This window comes from Streptomyces mobaraensis, assembly GCF_020099395.1.
In the GTDB taxonomy this organism is placed as follows: domain Bacteria; phylum Actinomycetota; class Actinomycetes; order Streptomycetales; family Streptomycetaceae; genus Streptomyces.
This window is the reverse complement of record NZ_CP083590.1, coordinates 6,564,315-6,583,713: the sequence shown is the minus strand read 5'-3', so window position 1 is coordinate 6,583,713 and position 19,399 is coordinate 6,564,315. Positions and strand designations below refer to the sequence as shown.

Below are 19,399 nucleotides of genomic sequence, written 5' to 3'. Positions count from 1 at the left end.
CGCAGATCGGCGGATCGGTGGGCGGGAACGGTCAGGAGTGGAACGGCAGGCCGGCGTCGGCGACCAAGTCCAGGTCCTCGGCGTCGTCCGGCGGCAGCAGCGTGGCGGTGCCGTCGCCGACCGGTACGACGCCCAGCTCCAGCAGCTCGGCCATGGCGGCGCTGCCGGCCATGTCGCGGACCTGGAGCTGGTAGCGCGGCGTGGTGCGGTAGGCGCCGCCGGCGTCGTCGCCGGTGCGCTGGAGGAAGCCGGAATCGACGAGGAACGCGACGGCCTTGGCGATGATGCCCGTGGTGGAACCGGCCAGGCGGCGGGCGTCCTTGGTGGCGCCGGTGGCGCTGCGCCGCGCGTAGACCCGCCAGGCGGCCTCCAGGCCGGGGGCCTCGGTGACGGGGTCGGTGTTCTCCCCGGTCTCCGCCGCCCGCTCCTCCAGCCGGCGGCACGCCTGCCGGACGAACGCGTCGACGCCGTTGACGGTGATCCGGCCGATGTATCCGTCGTCGGCCAGGTCCTCGGGGCGGGGGAACGCCATCGCGGCGACGGCGAGGTGGGCGAGGCCGTGCAGGAAGCGGTCGCCGGAGTCGGCGGTGGCCCGGCGGGCGTAGTCGCTTATCCGGACGGCGAAGACCGAGTCCTCGGCGGCGGTCACGGCCATACCGGCCCGCGTCGACACCTCAAGCACCACCAGCCCCAGCCCGGCGGCGATGGCGTCGGCCAGCCGGGCGAAGGCGGGGTCGTCGCGGTGGCGGCGCAGGAGTTCGGCGTAGTCCGCGTCGCGGGCGGGCTGGAGCTTGGGCTGGAGCCCGAACGCGACAAGCCTCGCGGCGTCGGCGGCGTCGGCGGGGGTCAACGGCGCGTTGACCGGGCGCTCCGGCTCCGCGGCGGGCGCTTCCGGGTACGCCGTCTCGTCGGGTTCGTAGTCGGTCACGGTCGGTGCTCCTGTGCGTTGTGGCTGGTCTTGGGGGAGGGGTGCCCCGGTCCCACCCCTTCGCCGATTCCTGGGGCAAGCCCCAGACCCCCTGAAACCGCGCTCCGCGCGGTTGTCCTCAAACGCCGGACGGGCTGAAGTGCGGGCTCAGGCCGAATCCAGCCTGTCCGACGCTTGAGGACGAGCGGCGAAGCCGCGATAACGGGGTCTGGGGCGGAGCCCCAGGAAACGGTGAAAGGGAGGGCCTGGGGCACACTCACGACGCCTCCGACCGATCCGCCGCCATCCCGGCCGCGTCGAGCAACGCCGTCCCCACAATCAAATCCGCCCCGCCGAACTCCGGATCGTCCAGCACCGTCCCGTCGTCCACGGCGAACAGCAGCGACCGCTCGCCCTGCCGATAGGCCGTACCGACAGCGGGGCTGGCCGCATGGACGGCCAGCAGTGCGACGAGGTACGGCAGTTCGCGGTCGCGCCGGCGCGCGTCCTCGAGGAGCCCGGACAGCCGCCGCGGCGCATCCGGCGGCAACGTCAGCAACTCCATGGCCTGAGCCAGCTGCTCCTCACTGAAGCGGCTGTCATCAGGCGTCGCGATCAGATCCGGCTCCGGCATCTCCGCGCCGAGATGCTCCCGCTCCGCGGGCGGCGTCAGCAGCAGGTCGACGAGGTCGCCGACGCGGACGGACGCCGGGGTGCGCAGGCCCGTGCCGCGGGTGAAGAAGGCGTCGGTGACGCGCCCCGCCTGTTCGAGCGGGAGCGGCAGGAGGGGGGCGAGGAGCTGTCCGTAGAGGTCGAGGCCGGCGCCGGCGGACGGGGTGGCGAACGCCTGCCGGTCCTGCTCGGCGCGGAACAGCGGGCCGGCCTCCAGCAGCCGTGACTGGAGCTGGGTGTGGCGGCGGATGCAGTCCTTGACGATGTCGACGAGCTCGGCGGCGCGCCGCTTGTGCTCGGGGTCGACGCCGGTGGACGCCTCGTCGCGGACCTTGCGGATGTTGGTGAGGATCGCGTTCTCATGCCGGTAGCGCTCGGCGACGTGCTCCAGAGCCTCGTCGATCATGTCCGGGACGGTCCGCAGCCAGTCCACCGCGCGGACGTTGCGCCGGGTGGCGTCGAGGGTCTTGCGGAGCGTCTCGGCGTACTGGACGGTGCGGTAGCGGGCCTGTTCGGCGGCGAGCTGGGCGTCGGCGAGCCGGCCCCGGCTGACGAGCACCTCCAGCTTGACCTCGGCGGCGATCTGCGCGCTGGTGACGTCCGTGTCGAGGGCGCCGACGAGGACGTTGACGGCCTCGTCGGTGGTGCGCAGGAAGACCGTGCCGCCGGGGCCCGGGACCTCCTCGATCAGCTTGAAGTCGTAGTCGCGGCGCACGTAGGCGCCGTCCGTGCCGAACGTGCCGTAGACGGCGCGGAAGCCGCGGTCGACGCTACCGACGTTGACGAGGTTCTCCAGGACCCACCGGGCGACGCGCTCGTGCTCGGCCGTAGGGCGCTCGGGCGCCTGGGCGGCGACGCGCGGCAGCAGCCGGGCCACTATCTGCTCGTGGTCGGCGCCGGTGTCGAAGTCCATGGTGAGGGTGACGAGGTCGATGGCGGCCAGGGCCACCTCGGCCATCGCGTAGACGCCGTACTCGCCCACGAGGTTGGCCTTGCGGACGTCGAGGTCGTGCAGCGGCGCCGTGCAGGCGAGCGCGCGCAGGCGGCGGGCCAGCCCCTCGTCGGCGGCCGGGCCCGGGGCGACGGGGCCCCCGGCTCGGGCAGGGCCGGGTGCTCGGGTGGGCGCGGGCCCGTTGAGCTGGGGCGGAACGGCCGCCGGGGCTGGAGAAGTCACGTCGCACAGCGTAGGCGGTCGGTCTGACATCGGGCGAAACGGCACGGGGGTAGGGGCCCGTGCGCGGCCGGGCCCCCGCCTCCTTCACACCGCGAATAGGTACATGATGGTCATATTGCACCCGAGCAGGATGAATGCCGTGGGCAGTTGGGCCTTGATGGGGCCGTACTGGTCCGTCAGTTCGAGCAGGGCCGCCGGCACCAGGTTGTAGTTGGCGGCCATCGGCGTCACGAGGGTGCCGCAGAAGCCGGCCAGCATCCCGACGGCGAGCACGGCCGGGGCGTTCCCGTGCGCCTGCTCGACGAGGACCGGCCAGCCGACGGCGGCGGTCATCACCGGGAACGCGGCGAAGCCGTTGCCCATGACGACGGTGAAGAGGAACATCCCCGCGCAGTAGACGACGACCGCGAGCAGCACGGAGCCCTCGGGAAGCACCGCCGTGGTGATGCGGCGGACCTGTTCGCCGACCCCGGCGACGGAGAAGATCGCGCCGAGGGTGGCGAGCAGCTGCGGCAGCAGCAGCGCCGAACCCATCGATTCGAGCATCGAACGCCCGGCGGCCACCGGCTCGGCGGGCCGCCGCTCGCGGACCAGGACCATGCCGACGACGAGCGCGACGACGGCGCCGATGCCGAGCCCGAGGATGGTCTCGCTGCCCTTCTGGAGCAGCGGCCGGCCGTCCCAGTGCACCTTCTTGAGGCCGACGGCGCACACCAGGGCGACGGCCGGGATGGTCAGGGCGGGGAGGAACAGCCACCCGCCGAACCGGTCGGCGCTCTTCCGGCGCCGCGCGGCCTCCGCTTCGGCCTCTTCGGCGGACCGGACGCCCCGGCCGGTCCGGCCGAAGCCCGCCAGGCAGATCATGACGAGGACGGCGGCGCCGAGCGGTTCGGGGGGCGCGCTGCCGTCCGCCACCCAGGTCGCGTAGACGAACCCGAGGCCGAGCAGGCCCCAGAAGGCGGCGCTGCCTCGGCGCTTGGGGTTGGTGGGGTCGCCGAGCATCTGGGCGGCCATCAGCAGGAACAGGCCGCCGACGAGCCAGAAGAACCATTCCGTCTTGATCATCGTCCGGCCTCCCGGGTGGCGCCGGGACGGGTCCCGGGGCGGGCCCCGGAGCGGTCCGGCGGCGGCGCGTCGGCGACGGCCGGGGCCGGGGCCGGGGCCACGAGCAGCGTCCGGTCCAGCCGCAGCAGCCGCCAGCCGTGCACGGCCAGGGCGCAGACGGCCGTCGGGATCGCCCAGAGCGCGAGGTCCAGCGGCTCCAGCCGGGTGTGGTACGTCGTGTTGACGAAGCCGGTGATGAGCAGGATCGACCCGACGGCCAGGAAGACGTCCTCGCCGAAGAAGAAGCCGACGTTGTCGGCGCTCGCGGCGAAGGACCGTATCCGCTCCCGGACTTTCGCGGGCAGCGGCCCGCCCTGCCGGCGCTCGGCGGCCCCTTCGGCCATCGGCGCGGCCAGCGGGAGCACGGTCTGCGCGTGCCCGAAGGCGCCGGCCAGGCCGATCGCGGCGGTGAGCTGGCGGAGCAGCAGGTAGAGCGCGAGGAAGCGGCCGGTGGTGAGCCCGGCGAAGCGGGCGATCAGCCGGCGGGCCTGGATCTGCAGGCCGTGGCGTTCCAGGAGTCCGATGACCGGCAGGGTCACCGCGAAGATCGTGACGCCCCGGCTGGAGGCGAAGCCGGTGCCGAAGGCCGCCAGCACCTCGCGCGGCGAGAGGTGGCCGAGCAGGCCGGTGACGATGCCGGCGACGCCGACCACCAGCAGAGGGTTGCGCCGGGTGGCGAATCCGGCCACGACCACGAGGACGCCCAGGAGTACGAGCATGGGCCCCGCCTTCCGTTCGCTGCGCGCGTCTGCCGCGCGGATGTCGTTTCGCAGGGGTCGAGCCCCGCCGGTCCCCGTCCGAGGGTCCGAGGGGAGCTCAACGGGAGAAAGCGTGAACCGACTTGCCGAGGAGGCTAAGATGTTGTTCAACAATCCTCAAGGGTTCTCGCGCGGCCTCCGCACTTTCCTCACCGGGCCGCGCCGCTCCCCTCCCACGAGCACACGCCGGTCACCCTCTCCCCGGGAGAAGTCATGGCCCGTTCCACCGCGCAGCGCGTCTCCACCGTGCTCCGCGACCGCATCGAGGGCGGCGTCCTGCCGCCCGGCACCCAGCTCTCGGAAGAGGCCCTCGGCCAGGACCTGGGCGTCTCGCGCAACACCCTGCGCGAGGCGTTCCGCCTCCTCGTCCACGACAACCTCGTCGAACACCAGCTGAACCGGGGGGTGTTCGTCCGCTCCCCCGGCCCGGCGGACGTGGCCGACATCTACCGGCTGCGCGCCGCCCTGGAACTCGCCGGAGTACGCGCCGCCGGCGAGGCCCCGCGCGCGCTGCGCGAGGCCGTCACGGCCGCCGTGGCGGAGGCCGAGTGGGCGGCCGACGACGGCGACTGGCCCGCGGTCGCCTCCGCCGACCTGCGCTTCCACCGCGCCCTGGCCGGACTCAGCGGCAGCCCGCGGATCGACACCACGATGGACCGGCTGCTCGCCGAACTCCGGCTCGCCTTCCACGCGATGCCGTCGCCGCGGGGCTTCCACCAGCCGTTCCTGATCCGCAACCGCACCATCGAGCGGTTCCTGGCCCAGGGACGGCCGGACCGCGCCGAAGCCGAACTGACCGCCTATCTGGACGACGCCCGGCAGCTCATCGTCGACACGATGCTGGAGAACCGCGCATGACGCACCCGGCCCTTCCTCTCGACCTCAACGCCGACCTCGGCGAGGGCTTCGGCCGCTGGCACCTGACCGACGACGACGCCCTGCTCTCCGTCGTCACCAGCGCCAACGTCGCCTGCGGCTTCCACGCCGGCGACCCCTCCACCATGCGGCGCGTCTGCGAACAGGCCGTCGCCCGCGGCGTCCGGATCGGGGCCCAGGTCTCGTACCGGGACCTGGCCGGCTTCGGCCGCCGCGCCATGGACGTACCGCCGGACGAGCTCGCCGACGAGATCACCTATCAGGTCGGCGCGCTGCGGGTGTTCGCCCGCGCGGCCGGCGGCGACGTCGCCTATGTGAAACCGCACGGCGCCCTCTACAACCGCGCGGTCACCGACGCGGACCAGGCGGCCGCCGTGGTGGCGGGCGTCCTGCGGGCCGGCGGGCGGCTGCCCGTCCTCGGTCTGCCCGGGTCCCGGCTGCTCGCGGCGGCGGAGGAGGCCGGACTCCCCGCCGTCACCGAGGCGTTCGCCGACCGCGCGTACACCGCCGCCGGCACGCTCGTCCCGCGCCGGGAGCAGGGCGCGGTCGTCACCGACGAGGAGGCCGTCGTCGCCCGGTCCGTCCGGCTGGCCCGGGACGCCGCCGTCACCGCGCTCACCGGCGAGGAGGTCGCCGTCCGGGCCCGCTCGCTCTGCCTGCACGGCGACACGCCCGGCGCGGCGGCGCTGGCCCGCAGAGTGCGGGCGGCGCTGGAGGCCGCGGGCGTCCGGCTGGAGGCGTTCGCGTGAGCACGCTCCGGGATGACGCGCCGCGTCCCCTGCGCGTCGGGCGGCACGCGCTGCTCGTCGAGGTCGCCGACACCGCCGCCGCTCAGGCCCTGCACGCCGAACTCCTGCGCCGCCGCGCGGCCGGGACCCTGCCGCCGGTCACCGAGATCGTCCCCGCCGCGCGCACGGTCCTGCTCGACGGCCTGGACGACCCGGGTGCCCTCGCCGCCGACCTCGCCCGCTGGACCGTGCCGCCGCTGCCGCCCGCCGAGGGCGAGCCCGTCGTGATCCCGGTGCGGTACGACGGCGAGGACCTCGCCGAAGTGGCCGCCCTCTGGAACGTCCCGGAGTCGGAGGTGCCACGCGTCCACTCCGCCCTCGACTTCCGCGTCGCCTTCTGCGGCTTCGCCCCCGGATTCGGCTATCTGACCGGCCTGCCACCGGAGTTGCACGTGCCACGCCGGGCCACCCCGCGCACCGCCGTCCCCGCCGGCTCGGTCGCGCTGGCCGGCCCGTACACCGGCGTCTACCCGCGCTCCTCCCCCGGCGGCTGGCTGCTCGTCGGCCGGACGGACGCGGTGATGTGGGACGCGGCCCGCGAACCGGCCGCGCTGCTCGCCCCCGGCACCCGGGTCCGCTTCGAGGTGCTCCGATGACCGCCCTCACGGTCGTCCGCCCCGGGGCGCTGACCACCGTCCAGGACCTCGGCCGGCCGGGCCACGCCCACCTCGGAGTCCCCCGCTCCGGAGCCCTCGACACCGCCGCCCACCGGCTCGCCGGCCGGCTCGTCGGCAACCCCGAGACGTACGCGACGCTGGAGACGACGGTCGACGGCTGCGCCGTGCGCGTCGACGCGGCCGTCACGTTCGCGGTCACCGGAGCGCCGTGCGCGGTACGGGCGGACGGCCGGCCGGTCGCCTGGGGCGCCCCGGTACGGGTCCCGGCGGGCACGGTCGTCGAGGTGGGCCGGGCGTGCGCCGGCCTGCGCTCCTACCTCGCCTTCGCCGGCGGCGTGGACGTCCCCCCGGTCCTGGGCAGCCGCTCCCGCGACCTGCTCTCCGGCCTCGGCCCCGAGCCGCTGACGGAGGGCGCGGTGCTCCCGCTCGGCGCCCCCTGCGGCCCGCCCGCCGCCGTGGACGCGGCGCCCTGCCCGGCGCCCCCCGCCGACGCGCTGGTCCTGCCCCTCGTCCCCGGCCCGCGCGCCGACTGGTTCGCCCCGACGGCCCTGGACGCCCTGGCCCACGGCGCCTACCGGGTCTCCCCCGCGAGCAACCGCATCGGCCTGCGCACCGAGGGCCCCGCCCTGGAACGCTCCGTCCCCGGCGAACTCCCCTCCGAGGGCATGGTCCTGGGCGCCGTCCAGGTCCCCCCGGACGGCCGCCCGGTCGTCTTCCTCACCGACCACCCGACGACGGGCGGCTACCCGGTCATCGGCGTCGTCCCCGAACCCGCCCTGACGGCGGCGGCCCAGGCGGTACCGGGCACGCGGGTCCGCTTCACGGTGACGCGAGTGTGACCCGGCTTCGGCGGCGGTGAACCCAGCCGGTCCGGCGCTTGAGGACACCGCGCGGAGCACGGTCGCGGCCAGCCCGTCCGGCGTCTGAGGACCTCGCGGCGCAGCCGCGATGCGGGGACCTCGCGCGCTATGGAAGGCAGCGCGAGACCGATCCAGCCCGTCCGGCGTTCGAGGACAACCGCGCGGAGCGCGGCTCCGGGGCCCGGGGCGCAGCCCCGGAAGAAACGGTGAATGGGGGTGCCCCTCTGGGGGAGGGGCCGGGGCACGACACCCCCCGTAACCGCCCCGCATGCCCCCTCGCGCCCCGCACGCAAGGAGCGGCGGAGCCGGGAAGCAGCTCCCCGCCGCTCCCGGACGGACCGGAGCACCGGACGCGGCCGGCCGCCCATCGAACCGGAGCCGCGACGACGGCCGCCTCACCCACCCGCCCGCACCCAAGCCCCCCGCCCCACCACCTCCCCGTAGTGCCCGAGGAGTTCACCGACGGCGACCGGCCAGGTCCGGGCAAGAACGGAGGCCCGCGCGGCAAGACCGTAGTCGGCGCGCTGACGACGCCGGGTCTGCAGCGTCACGACCGCTTCGACCAGGGCGAGGGCATCGTCGGGGCGGACGAGGAGTCCGGTACGGGCGTGCCGGACGAGGTCCAGCGGGCTGCCGGCGGCGGGCGCGACGACGGGGACGCCGCTGGCCAGCGCCTCGTGGACGGTGTGGCAGAACGTCTCCCCGCGTCCGGGGTGCACGAAGACGTCGAGGGAGGCCAGGATCCGGGCCAGGTCACCGCCCCGGCGGCAGCCGAGGAAACGGGCGCGGGGCAGGGCCGTCCGCAGGGCGGCGGCGGACGGCCCGTCGCCGGCCACCACCAGCCGTACCCCGGGCAGCGCGCTGACCGGGGCCAGCAGGTCCAGCCGCTTGGCGGGCACGAGCCGGCCGGCGTAGCCGACGAGCAACTCCCCGCCGGGCGCCAGCGCGTGGCGCAGTTCGAGGTCGCGGCGGTCGGGGTGGAAGCGCTCGGTGTCGACGCCGGGCGGCCAGAGGAGTGCGCCGGGCACGCCGTGGCCGGCCAGGGCGCGGACGGCTTCCGCCGAGGGCGCGAGGGTGCGGTCGGCGGCGTGGTACAGGGCGCGGGCGCGCCGCCAGGCGGCGGCTTCGGCGGCGGCGGGCCGGAGTGCGCGCCGGCCGGGGGCGTCGGCCAGGTGGACGGTGACCGCGGGGACGCCGAGCCGGACGGCCGCCGCGAGGCCGCGCGCGCCGAGCCGGCCCGCCGCGGCCAAATGGACGACGTGGGGCCGGTGGGCGGCGAGCGCCCGGGCCAGTCGTCCGCCGGGCAGCGGGGGGCGCCGGGCGGGGTGTCCCGGCAGCGGCAGCGTGGGCAGGCGGACCACGGGCGCGCGGCATCCGTCGAGGGAATCGGGCGTCTCGCCCGTGCACCCGGCGGACGGCCGGGCGGGGGCGACGACCAGCGGCTCGTGGCCGCTGAGCGCCAGCTGCCGGGCGGTCTCCCAGGTCTGGTGGGCGATGCCGTTGACGTCCGGGGGGAACGACGCGGTGACGATGGCGACGCGCATACCGCTGTTGTCGGTGGCCGGGGCGTGCCGCGGGTCACGGGGATCTTTCCTGACGGGGAACGTCCCGTGAGCGTTGTCCTCGCGGAGTGGGGGGGGTGCGGGCGGAAGTGACGAGTGCGGACGGGTGCGGACGGGTGCGGACGGGTTCGCCCGCGCCGGCGGGCCCGTGGCCGGGTCCGCCGGTGGTCGTCAGTCCGTGCCGCGGATGATGTGCGGCTCGGGATCCTCCTCGTCGCCCGTCGCGTCGTACTCGCCGCGCGGTGCGGCGCGCCGGGCGGGCGGGCCGGTGGGCGCGGGGCCCGTCGGCGTGTCGAGGACCGTGTCGAGGACCGGTATGCGCGGCTGGACCCGCTCTTCCTGCCCTGTGGGGTTGTCCATGGGTGGTACCTCCCCCTGAGGTGCCGTGCGATGGGCCGGGGGCACCGGCCCCGGAAGGCAATGCCTTCCCCGTACACGCGTCCGGTACGCGCGGGCGGGTTCCCGTCACCGGAACGGACCATTGACCACTTCCCCGACACACAACCCTTTTCGGGTGAAGTTGCACACAATCCGGTTAAACTACAAGAAGGTCCGAATCCTCGTTTGGGAAGGAAGGTGGCTGACGTGACCGCCCATACGTCACCCCGGATCGACCAGCACCCGGACATCATGGCGCTCCGCGCCCACTCCGAGGAGACGACGGCGATGCCCGCCGCCCAGGCCGTGGAGGCCCTCGCCCTGCTGTGCGGCGTCTACCTGGCCGCCTCACCCTGGATCGTCGGCTTCAACGGCTTCTCCACCCTGACCGCCAACAACCTGATCACTGGTGTCGCCTTCGCCCTCCTGGTCGGCGGCTTCGGATCCGCCTACGAACGCACCCACGGCATGAGCTGGGCCGCCCTGGCCATCGGCGCCTGGACGATCATCTCGCCCTGGGTCGTGTCCGGGCACGCGTTCACGACCGGCGCCAACGTCAGCAACGTCATCGTGGGTGCCGTCTGCTGCGTGGTCGCCCTCGCCCTCGCGGGCATGGGCGTGAGCCGGGCCCGCGCCCGACGCTGACCGGCGCTGACGCCGCCGCCGACCGGCCGCGCCGGGCGATCGCGCCGCTTAACACCAAGGTGCTGGCCCGGCGTTGACGGTCCGACACCCGCCCGCGGCGGCGCGGGCGGGACGACCGGGCCCGCGTGACCGTGCACGAGAGACGGCCACGCGGGCCCGTACGCGTCTGTCCCGCGCGGGCTCGCACGACGTCCGCCGGCCCGGGCCCATACGACGCCCTTCCCCCGCGGACCCGCGCGACGCCCGGCCCCGCACGACGTACGCCCGCCCAGGCCGCACGACGTCCCGCCGGCCCGGGCCCCTACGACGCCTGTCCCGCGCGACGCCCGGCCCACCCGGGCCCGTACGGCGTACATCAGCCCCAGGCCCGTACGACGCCCGTCCGCCGGCGAGCGGCGGCGGGCGCCCGCCGCGCCGCGCGCAGGGTCAGCGCGTCAGCACCTCCGCGGGCCCGGCACCCTCACTCAGGACGGGCCCTCCCCGGGCCCCCGCTTCCGCTCCCCCGGCTGCCAGGGGCGCGGCCGCGCCCGGCGGGGGCGGGCCGGTCTCCGCGGACCAGCCGGCCCGGTCCGCCCCCTCGCCGAGCGCCCGCCGCGCGCGCTTGCGCAGCTGTGTGTCCATGTCACGGCGGATCCGTCCGATGATCTCATCCATGTCGGGCATGCGGGCGACAGTAGATCATCAGACTTCGGTACCGCATGGGTTCACGGGTATTCACCCGGGCGGATGAACGAATCCCCGGCGGGCGACCCCGTCGACGACCCCGGCGGTCCGGCTCAGCCGCCCTGCGCCCCGGCCAGGGCCTCCTCGCCCGTCCGCGCGTACCAGCGGTCGCCGCGCCGCTCCGCCAGGCCGTGGCCGGCCAGTCCGGCGACGTGCTTGAGGATGGTGCGCGGCTGGTAGCCGACGGACGCGCAGAGGTCGTCGACGGACGCGCCGTCCGCGCCGCGGGAGCGCAGCCCGTCCCAGGTGCGCGCCTCGTGCCGGCCCAGCCCGGGGACGGCCGCCGGGCGGGCGCGCGGGCCCGCGGGTGACGGGACGTCCGCACCGGCAGCGGCCGGAGCCCCCGCCCCGGCCTCGGACCGGGGCTCCACCAGAGCCTCCACCCGCGCGTCCGCCCCGCCTACCCCGCGAGCCTCAGCCTGAGCCTCCACCCGGCCCTCCCCGCGAGCCTCCACCCGCGCGTCCGCCCGCGCCTCCACCCCGCCCTCCTGCCGGCTCTCCGCCCTGCCCTCCTGCCGAGCCCCCCAGCGGGCCTTCGGGCGCGACGAGCCGCCGCCGACCGGCCGCGGTGTCCGGTTGACCCGGCGGTGCCTGCGGCCCTTCTGGCGCTTGCTCATGAACCACTCTCCGTCCTGTCACGAGGGGCCCGCCGTGCGGGCCCGGGGTGGGGCGGCGGCCCGCGGGACCGCGTGCCGCCGAGGGGTCAACCAGTGCCGCGCCGGGCCGGTTACGCCGGCGGAGCGAAAGCCCGCCCCGGGGACGGACCCCCGAGCCTGAGCCACCCTGGGCGACCCGATCATGACGCAGGGCTACCACGGAGCGCCGGAGAGCAGTCCTCCTTGTCGGATATGTGACGCTGGTGGCGTGCACATAACGAATGTCGAGGATGGGACGGGAGTCACCGGATTGCGAAGGAACCGTGCGCCCTCCCGCGTTTCCCGCGACCGGGGCCGATCATCATGACGGGTGTGAGCGTGGAACCGGTACGCGTGGCGGACGGCGGCGGCGAGGTGCCCGCCGCGGCGTCGGCCGTGCGCGGACGGCGGCGCCGGTACGAGGCGGTGCTGCTCTGCCTCGCCGTCGCGGTCAGCGTCCTCGGCTACCTCTACGCGGGGCTGGCCACCACCGGAAGCGTTCCGGACGGCCTGCCGGGCTTCGCCGGCGCGATGGTCTGCCTGGCCCTGGTGCCGCACCTGGTGCTGCGCCGCTGGGCCCGCCACGCGGACCCGCTGATCCTGCCGCTGGCCACCCTGCTGTCCGGCCTCGGCCTGGTGCTGCTGTTCCGGCTCGACCACGCCTACGCGGCCCGCTACCACTCCCCCGGCACCGCCCCCGGCCAGCTGCTCTGGACGGTCATCGGCGTCGCCGTCTGCGTCGGCGTCCTCGTGGTGCTGCGGGACCACCGGTGGCTCCAGCGGTACATCTACCTGACCATGGTCGTGGCGCTGGTGCTGCTGATGGCGCCGGCCGCGTTCCCCGGCGACACCTACGGCGCCAAGCGGTGGATCTTCCTGGGGCCGCTGTCGTTCCAGCCCGGCGAGTTCGTGAAGACCATGATCGCGATCTTCTTCGCGGGCTATCTGGTCGCCCACCGCGACGCCCTCGCGCTGACCGGCCGCAAGGTCCTCGGCTTCCGCCTGCCGCCCGGCCGGCAGCTCGCGCCGATCCTCGCGGTGTGGGTGCTGAGCCTGCTGGTCCTGGTGCTCGAACGGGACCTCGGCACCTCGCTGATCTTCTTCGGGCTGTTCGTGGTGATGCTCTACGCGGCCACCGAACGCACCAGCTGGGTGCTGTGCGGGCTGCTGATGGCCGTGGTCGGGGCCGCCGCCGTCGGCTCCACCGAGCAGCACGTCAAAGGCCGCATCGTCGCCTGGCTGCACCCCTTCGACATCTACCTGCCCAAGGCGCAGCGGCCGCCGGGGCTGATCTCCGACCAGGCCGCGCAGGCCCTGTTCTCGTTCGGCAGCGGCGGCCTCTCCGGGACCGGGCTGGGCCGGGGCCATCCGGAGCTCATCGGGTTCGCCGGCCGCAGCGACTTCATCCTCACCACGGTCGGCGAGGAGCTGGGCCTGGCCGGGCTGATGGCGGTGCTGCTCGTCTACGCGCTGCTGGTGCAGCGCGGGCTGAGCACGGCGCTGCGCTCCCGCGACCCGTTCGGCAAGCTGCTGGCCGTGGGGCTGGCGGCGGCGCTGGCACTCCAGGTGTTCGTGGTGGCCGGCGGCGTCATGGGGCTGATCCCGCTGACCGGCAAGGCCCTGCCGTTCCTCGCCAAGGGCGGCTCCTCCCTGGTCGCCAACTGGCTGATGATCGCGCTGCTGCTGCGGATCAGCGACGCGGCCGGGCGGGAGCGGGAGGCGGCGCGGCCGGGGTAGCCCGGGACAGCGCGGCGGGGGTGGCACGCTCGGCCGTTCGCGCCGTCCGACGGCGCGTCAGCGTGCCGTGTGGTCCACGGTGAACGGGCAGTATCCCGGGGAGTCCCGCGCACCTGCCGAGGCTCGCACGACCGGGTGCCGCCTCCACCGAAGGAGCGTCAGCATGCCCCACCCTCTCCCCGCCGGCCGTCCCCTGCCCGGCCACCGCCGCGCCGCCCTGCGCGCCGGTCTCGCCGCCGCCCTCCTCGCCTGCGCGACCGCCCTCGCCCCCGCGCCGGCCACCGCGGCGCCCCACCGCGCCGACCCCGTCGTCCACACCGCGCAGGGGGCCCTCCGGGGGCGCGCGCACGGGGCGTACGAGACGTTCCGGGGCGTCCCGTACGCCCGGCCGCCCATCGGGGACCTGCGCTGGCGCGCCCCCGTGCCCGTCCGCCCGTGGCGGGGCGTGCGCGACGCGGGGGCGTCCGGGCCGCGCTGCGCGCAGGCGGACCTGAGGACCGGCAAGCCCGTCGGCTCCGAGGACTGCCTCCGGCTCGACGTCACGCGGCCCGCCGGCCGGGCGCCGGCCCGGGGCCGGCCGGTCATGGTCTGGCTGCACGGCGGCGCCTTCGTCAGCGGCTCGGCCGCCGACTACCCGGCCGGGCGGCTGGCGACGCGCGGGGACGCGGTGGTGGTGACGGTCGAGTACCGGCTGGGCGTCTTCGGCCTGTTCGGCCACCCCGGGCTGGGCGGCGCGCCGGACTTCACCCTCGCCGACCAGCGGGCCGCCCTGCGCTGGGTCCGGGACAACGCCCGCCGCCTCGGCGGCGACCCCGGGCGGGTGACCCTCTTCGGCGAGTCGGCGGGCGCCCTGAGCACCTGCGCGCACCTCGTCTCGCCGGGGTCCGCCGGGCTGTTCCACAGAGCGGTGCTGCAGAGCGGGTCGTGTCTGACGAGCATGCCGAAGGGGGCCGTGGTGCCGGGCGCGCCCGCGTGGTCCCCCTGGGCGCGGGAGCGCGACACCCGCGCGGCCGGCGAGGCGGCGGCGCGCCGGCTGGGCTGCGGGCGCGCGGCGGACGCCCTGCGCTGCCTGCGGGCGCTGCCGGCCGCCAAACTCGCGACACCGGAGCTGATGCGGGCGTTCTCCCTCGTCTCCTACGGCAACCGGCTGCTGCCCGAGGAGCCGGGCCGGGCCCTGCGGGCGGGCCGCTTCCGGCGGGTGCCGGTGGTTCAGGGCACCAACCGCGACGAGATGCGGTACTTCGTGGCCGACTCCTTCGCCACGTACCCCGTCCGCGACGAGAAGGACTACCGGGCCCGGCTGCGCGACTCCTTCGGGGACGCGGCGGCCGCCGTCGAGCGGCGCTACCCGGCCCGCGCCTTCCCCACCCCCGCCCTCGCCTGGGCCGCCGTCCTCACCGACCGCTCGTGGACGTGCACCACGCTGCGGGCGGACCGGCTGCTGGCGGCGTGGGTGCCGGTGTACGGGTACGAGTTCGCCGACCGGTCGGCGCCCAACGCCTTCGGCCTGCCCACCGTCCCCGAGGTCCCGTATGGGGCGGCGCACGGCTTCGAGCTGCCGTACCTGTTCGACGTCCGGGTGCCGTTCACGGCCGGGCAGCGGGCGCTGTCGGCGCGGATGGCGGACGCGTGGACGCGGTTCGCCCGGACGTCCGTCCCTGGCCCGGAGTGGCCGGGGTTCGGCGGCCCGGCGCCGCGGGTGCTGTCGCTGGCCCCGGGGGCGGGCGGGGTCCGGCCGGTGGACGCGGCGGCGGTCCACCGGTGCGCGTTCTGGGAGCGGCACGGCGCCTGACCCCGGCCTGCGGCCCGGCGGCCCCCGGTGCACGATGGGGACATGCTGCTGGCCGAGCTCGCCCGGGTGTCCGCCGAGGTGGCGGCGGTCCGCGCGCGATCCGCGAAGGTGGCGCTGCTGGCCGGGCTGTTCCGGGACGCGGAGCCGGACGAGGGCCCGCTCGTGGTGCCGTACCTGGCGGGCCGGCTGCCGCAGCGCAGGACCGGCCTCGGCTGGAGCACCCTGCGGAACCCGCCCGCCCCGGCCGCCGCGCCCTCGCTGACCGTCGCCGAGGTGGACGCCGCGCTTACCGCCATCGCGGCCGTGGCGGGCAAGGGGGCGCAGGCCGAACGGAAGCGGCGGGTGGACGCCCTGCTGGCGCGGGCCACCGAGGAGGAACAGCGTTTCCTGCTCCGGCTGATCGGCGGCGAGCTGCGGCAGGGCGCCTTGGACGCGCTGGCCGCCGAGGGCCTGGCGGCGGCGACGGGCGCGACGCCGGACGCGGTGCGGCGGGCGGTGATGCTCGGCGGCTCGCTGGGCACCGTGGCCCGGGCCCTGCTGGCGGACGGCCCGGCGGCGCTGGAGGCGTTCCGGCTCCGGGTGGGGCGCCCGGTGCAGCCGATGCTCGCGCAGACCGCCAAGGACGTCGACGACGGGCTGGACCGGCTCGGGCCGTGCGCGGTCGAGGAGAAGCTGGACGGCATCCGCGTCCAGGTGCACCGGGACGGCGCCGAGGTCCGCGTCTGGACCCGCACGCTGGACGACATCACCGACCGCCTCCCCGAACTCACCTCCATCGCAGGCGAGTTGCCGGTGACGTCGGTGGTCCTGGACGGCGAGGTGATCGCCCTGGACGCGGCCGGCCGGCCACACCCCTTCCAGGACGTCGCCGGCCGGGTCGGCACCCGGTCCGCCGCGCCGGGCGGACTGCCCCTGTCGCCGGTCTTCTTCGACGCGCTCGCGGTGGACGGCCGCGACCTGCTGGGGCTGTCCACGGCGGACCGGCACGCCGAGCTGGCCCGGGTGGTGCCCGAGCCGCTGCGAGTCCGCCGGCTGGTGGCCGCCGACCCGTCCGACGCCGGAACCCGCGCGGCGGCCCGGGAGTTCGCGGCGGGGGTGCTGCGGCGCGGCCACGAGGGCGTCGTCCTCAAGGCCCTGGACGCGCCGTACACGGCGGGCCGGCGCGGCGCCTCCTGGCTGAAGGTGAAGCCCGTGCACACGCTGGACCTGGTCGTCCTGGCCGCCGAGCGCGGCCACGGCCGGCGCACCGGCACGCTCTCCAACCTGCACCTGGGGGCGCGGCGGCCGGACGGCTCGTTCGCCATGCTGGGCAAGACGTTCAAGGGCCTGACGGACGCGATGCTGAAGTGGCAGACGAGGCGCCTGGGCGAGCTGGCGGTGCACGACGACGGGTGGGTGGTGACGGTCCGCCCGGAACTGGTCGTCGAGATCGCCTACGACGGGCTCCAGCGCTCCACCCGCTACCCGGCGGGCGTGGCCCTGCGCTTCGCCCGCGTCGTCCGCTACCGCGAGGACAAGCGGGCGGAGGACGCGGACACGGTGGAGGCGGTCCTGGCGTCGGACGCGGGCGCCCGTATCCGCCCCGCGGACGGGGAGCCGCCCGCCTGACGACGGCATCGGGACGTTTCCCTTCCCCGGCCCGGGAGGCGCGACGGCGGCGGTCCGTACCGGCGCGTTCCCGAGGGCGCGGACGAGCGGTGGGGCGAACGCGAGACCCGTCCGGCGCCACCCCGCGTGATCCGCGACGGAGCGGCCCCTCACGGCGGCTCCGCTCCTGTCACCCGTTCGGGGTAGACCAGCGCGGCGGAGAGTCTCGGCCTGGGACACCGTGAGGAAGGCGGACGCGGCCGGCAGGCGTCCGTCGCACGGGGCCGAGCAGGTGAGGAGGAGGCAGTGACGGACATCCGCACCGCACGCGCCGTGCCCGGCATGTCACGGGCCGAGGAGGACTGCCGTGTTCTCCAGGAGCGGGGCTACGCCTCCTACGGCCCGCAGGACTTGGAACCGGACGCGTACGGCGGCTCGTGGCGCGAGGACCTCGCACGGCTCACCCGGGCGTATGACGACCTGCCCCACGATCCGTACGCCTCCCCCACGGAAAACCGGTTCCGCCGCTACTCCCGTGCCGTCCACCTGCCCTGGGACCAGACCATCTCCTGGATCCCCGGCGAGCCCGACGCCGAGTACGGCACGGTCGCGGAGTTCGTACAGAACCGCCACCCCGACCACCGCGGCGGACGGACGCTGCCCGCCATCCCGCCGGAGGTCCGCCACAACGCCCTGCTGACGCACGTGCTGCGCTTCGACGCGCGGCGCACTCAGTGGCGCCGGGAGTACCGGCGCAACCCCCTGTACTTCGAGGTCCACCTGATGAAGTTCGCCCCGGGCACGGCACAGGACGTCGCGGTCGCCTCACCCGACCGCATCCACCAGGACGGTGACGACACCTTCGTCTTCGCCCACCTGATCAGCCGCACGAACATCGTCGGCGGCGAGAACCTCATCGCCCGCCCGCAGTGCGCCGGCCGCCGGCCCGACGACATCGCGCCCGACGACGTCCTCGCCACCTTCACGCTCGACCGGCCCCTGGAGTCCTACGGCCTCTACGACCCCCACGTCAGCCACTACGTCGCCCCCATGCGACGCGGCACCGCCCCCGGCCCCGGCGCGCGCTGCCTGCTTCTCATCGGCGTGGGGGTCTATGGCTCCCGGCTGCGAGGCTGACCGCGGCGCCCTGCGTTCCCGCGGTCCGCCGGCGGGGACGGCCGGCGGGGAACCCGGGCCGGAAGCGGATAGGCCGTTTGCGGGGCCGGTGTGACAGGGCGGGGCGGAGAGCCGAGTCTGGCCTGGTGGAAGGCAACGGCGGAGCATACGGAACCGGCGCGGCACACGGAACGGATTCTCGGCTTCCGGCACCGGGAGACGTGGGGGACGGCGGCGGGGTGCCGACGGTGGGGGTGGAGGAGGAGTATTTCCTGGTGCGCGCCGACACCCGTGCCGTGGCGCCGGCCGGGCCGCGGGTGGCGGACCGGGCCGCCCGGGCCCTGGGGGACTCGGTGGCCGGCGAGTTCACGGACTTTCAGGTCGAGGTGCGGACACCGCCGTGTGCCACGATGGACGAACTGCACGCGCACGTGGTGCGGCTGCGTCGGAGCGTGGCCGCGTACGCGGCCGAGGAGGGCCTGCGGATCTGCCCGTCCGGGACACCGGTGATCGGAGGCGGCGGCAGGGTGCCCGTGGGCGATCACCTCCGGTATCGGGCCGGAGTGGACCTGTTCCGGTCGCTGATGGACGACTTCGCCGTCTGCTCGCTGCACGTCCATGTGTCCCTGCCCGACCGGGAAGTGGCGGCCCTGGTGGGCAATCACCTTCGCGCGTGGTTGCCGATGCTGGTGGAGATGAGCGCGAACTCGCCGTTCTACGACGGCCGGGACACCGGCTACGCGAGTTGGCGTTCGGTGATCCGCCTGCGCTTTCCGGGGCAGGGGCCGCAGCCGTATGTCGAGTCCTTCGACGACTACCGGCGCATCGCCTCGGCCATGGCCGAGGCGGGGGCGATGTCCTTCGCCGAACTCCCGTTCTGGGACGTCCGGCCGCACCCGCGCCTGCCGACCCTGGAGGTCCGCTGCATGGACGTCCCCGCCGAGCCCGCCGACTCGGCGGCGGTGGCGGCCGTCGTGCGCGGCCTGGTGGTGACCTGCGCCCGCCTGGTGGAGAACGGCGACAACGGGCCGCGGCTGCGCGGTGAACTGTTGCGCGGGATCTACTGGCGCAGCGCGCGCGACGGCTGGCCGGGACAGGGCCTGGACCCCGTGCCCGGACGCGTGCTGCCCGCGCCCGAACGCGCCAGGGGGCTTGTGGACCACATCCGTGCGGCACTGGAGGAACTGGGGGACCTGGAAAGGGTCACCGCCTTCCTCGACCGGCTGGCCGTCCACGGGACGGGCGCGCACCGTCAGCGTGCCGCGTACCGTGCGGGGGGCCTGTCCGCGGTCGTGGACGACCTGACGAGGGCTACGACGTCCCCGGGCTCCGGCCCCGCGCCGGACGCCGCCGGTCCCGCGCCCGACGCCGCCGGTCCCGGGCCGGCACCGGGCGGTGCGGGCGGACCCGCCGCGTAGCGCCACTCCCCCCGGGGCCCGCCCGCCATGTGTAGAGGGCGCCCGCAGAG

Annotated in this window: 18 protein-coding genes; 10 read left to right on the top strand and 8 right to left on the bottom strand. The window is 75.8% G+C overall.

Going from position 1 to position 19,399, the window contains the following annotated elements:
* Positions 1–31 precede the first annotated feature (31 nt).
* The 4 genes from K7I03_RS29285 to K7I03_RS29270 all read right to left on the bottom strand — a co-directional run bounded on the left by K7I03_RS29285 (position 32) and on the right by K7I03_RS29270 (position 4,576).
* Positions 32–928 (bottom strand): hypothetical protein, encoded by an 897-nt coding sequence (locus K7I03_RS29285; protein WP_398858169.1) that lies wholly within the window; start codon positions 926–928, stop codon positions 32–34.
* A gap of 256 nt (positions 929–1,184) precedes the next feature.
* Positions 1,185–2,753, bottom strand: coding sequence for a hypothetical protein (locus K7I03_RS29280; RefSeq protein ID WP_185946023.1), 1,569 nt, complete (start codon positions 2,751–2,753; stop codon positions 1,185–1,187).
* Positions 2,754–2,837: 84 nt separating this feature from the next.
* Positions 2,838–3,818 carry a DUF979 domain-containing protein gene (locus K7I03_RS29275; RefSeq protein WP_185946022.1) on the bottom strand — a complete coding sequence of 327 codons (981 nt, stop codon included), beginning with the start codon at positions 3,816–3,818 and terminating at the stop codon, positions 2,838–2,840.
* Positions 3,815–4,576: a DUF969 domain-containing protein gene (locus K7I03_RS29270; protein WP_224347273.1), complete on the bottom strand. Its 762-nt coding sequence runs from the start codon at positions 4,574–4,576 to the stop codon at positions 3,815–3,817. Before K7I03_RS29270 ends, K7I03_RS29275 begins: the two co-directional genes overlap by 4 nt.
* 252 nt (positions 4,577–4,828) lie before the next feature.
* On the opposite strand from K7I03_RS29270, the gene K7I03_RS29265 reads away from it, so the two are divergent.
* Genes K7I03_RS29265 through K7I03_RS29250 form a run of 4 tightly spaced genes read left to right on the top strand, consistent with a single transcriptional unit; the run spans position 4,829 to position 7,735 of the window.
* Entirely contained in the window at positions 4,829–5,473 is a 645-nt protein-coding gene (locus tag K7I03_RS29265) for a GntR family transcriptional regulator (RefSeq protein ID WP_185946021.1), read from the top strand.
* The gene (locus tag K7I03_RS29260; protein ID WP_185946020.1) at positions 5,470–6,240 is read left to right on the top strand and encodes a LamB/YcsF family protein; all 771 of its coding nucleotides are present in this window, start codon (positions 5,470–5,472) and stop codon (positions 6,238–6,240) included. Before K7I03_RS29265 ends, K7I03_RS29260 begins: the two co-directional genes overlap by 4 nt.
* Positions 6,237–6,875 carry a 5-oxoprolinase subunit B family protein gene (locus tag K7I03_RS29255; protein WP_185946019.1) on the top strand — a complete coding sequence of 213 codons (639 nt, stop codon included), beginning with the start codon at positions 6,237–6,239 and terminating at the stop codon, positions 6,873–6,875. The genes K7I03_RS29260 and K7I03_RS29255 overlap by 4 nt, the downstream gene beginning before the upstream one ends.
* Positions 6,872–7,735, top strand: a complete 864-nt coding sequence (locus tag K7I03_RS29250) for a 5-oxoprolinase subunit C family protein (protein ID WP_185946018.1) — start codon at positions 6,872–6,874, stop codon at positions 7,733–7,735. Before K7I03_RS29255 ends, K7I03_RS29250 begins: the two co-directional genes overlap by 4 nt.
* 416 nt (positions 7,736–8,151) lie before the next feature.
* On the opposite strand, the gene K7I03_RS29245 is transcribed toward K7I03_RS29250, so the two are convergent.
* Positions 8,152–9,300: a glycosyltransferase gene (locus K7I03_RS29245; protein ID WP_185946017.1), complete on the bottom strand. Its 1,149-nt coding sequence runs from the start codon at positions 9,298–9,300 to the stop codon at positions 8,152–8,154.
* Between the two features lie 189 nt (positions 9,301–9,489).
* Entirely contained in the window at positions 9,490–9,678 is a 189-nt protein-coding gene (locus K7I03_RS29240; protein ID WP_185946016.1) for a hypothetical protein, read from the bottom strand.
* Positions 9,679–9,903: 225 nt separating this feature from the next.
* On the opposite strand from K7I03_RS29240, the gene K7I03_RS29235 reads away from it, so the two are divergent.
* Positions 9,904–10,341, top strand: coding sequence for an SPW repeat protein (locus K7I03_RS29235; protein WP_185946015.1), 438 nt, complete (start codon positions 9,904–9,906; stop codon positions 10,339–10,341).
* Between the two features lie 426 nt (positions 10,342–10,767).
* Here the strand turns inward: K7I03_RS29235 and K7I03_RS29230 are convergent, their stop codons facing one another.
* A complete protein-coding gene (locus K7I03_RS29230; RefSeq protein ID WP_185946014.1) occupies positions 10,768–11,004 on the bottom strand; it encodes a hypothetical protein in 237 nt (78 codons plus the stop codon).
* A gap of 113 nt (positions 11,005–11,117) precedes the next feature.
* Positions 11,118–11,681 (bottom strand): hypothetical protein, encoded by a 564-nt coding sequence (locus K7I03_RS29225; RefSeq protein ID WP_185946013.1) that lies wholly within the window; start codon positions 11,679–11,681, stop codon positions 11,118–11,120.
* A gap of 342 nt (positions 11,682–12,023) precedes the next feature.
* Between K7I03_RS29225 and K7I03_RS29220 the strand changes: the two genes are divergently transcribed.
* The 5 genes from K7I03_RS29220 (at position 12,024) to K7I03_RS29200 (ending at position 19,349) form a co-directional block, all read left to right on the top strand.
* Positions 12,024–13,436 (top strand): FtsW/RodA/SpoVE family cell cycle protein, encoded by a 1,413-nt coding sequence (locus tag K7I03_RS29220; protein ID WP_398858163.1) that lies wholly within the window; start codon positions 12,024–12,026, stop codon positions 13,434–13,436.
* Between the two features lie 163 nt (positions 13,437–13,599).
* On the top strand, positions 13,600–15,228 hold the full coding sequence (locus K7I03_RS29215) for a carboxylesterase/lipase family protein (protein ID WP_224347272.1): 1,629 nt from the start codon (positions 13,600–13,602) through the stop codon (positions 15,226–15,228).
* A gap of 42 nt (positions 15,229–15,270) precedes the next feature.
* Positions 15,271–16,836 carry an ATP-dependent DNA ligase gene (locus tag K7I03_RS29210; protein ID WP_185946012.1) on the top strand — a complete coding sequence of 522 codons (1,566 nt, stop codon included), beginning with the start codon at positions 15,271–15,273 and terminating at the stop codon, positions 16,834–16,836.
* Positions 16,837–17,121: 285 nt separating this feature from the next.
* Positions 17,122–17,952, top strand: coding sequence for a 2OG-Fe dioxygenase family protein (locus K7I03_RS29205; RefSeq protein WP_224347271.1), 831 nt, complete (start codon positions 17,122–17,124; stop codon positions 17,950–17,952).
* Positions 17,953–18,152: 200 nt separating this feature from the next.
* Positions 18,153–19,349, top strand: a complete 1,197-nt coding sequence (locus K7I03_RS29200; protein WP_185946010.1) for a carboxylate-amine ligase — start codon at positions 18,153–18,155, stop codon at positions 19,347–19,349.
* The last annotated feature ends 50 nt before the right edge of the window (positions 19,350–19,399 follow it).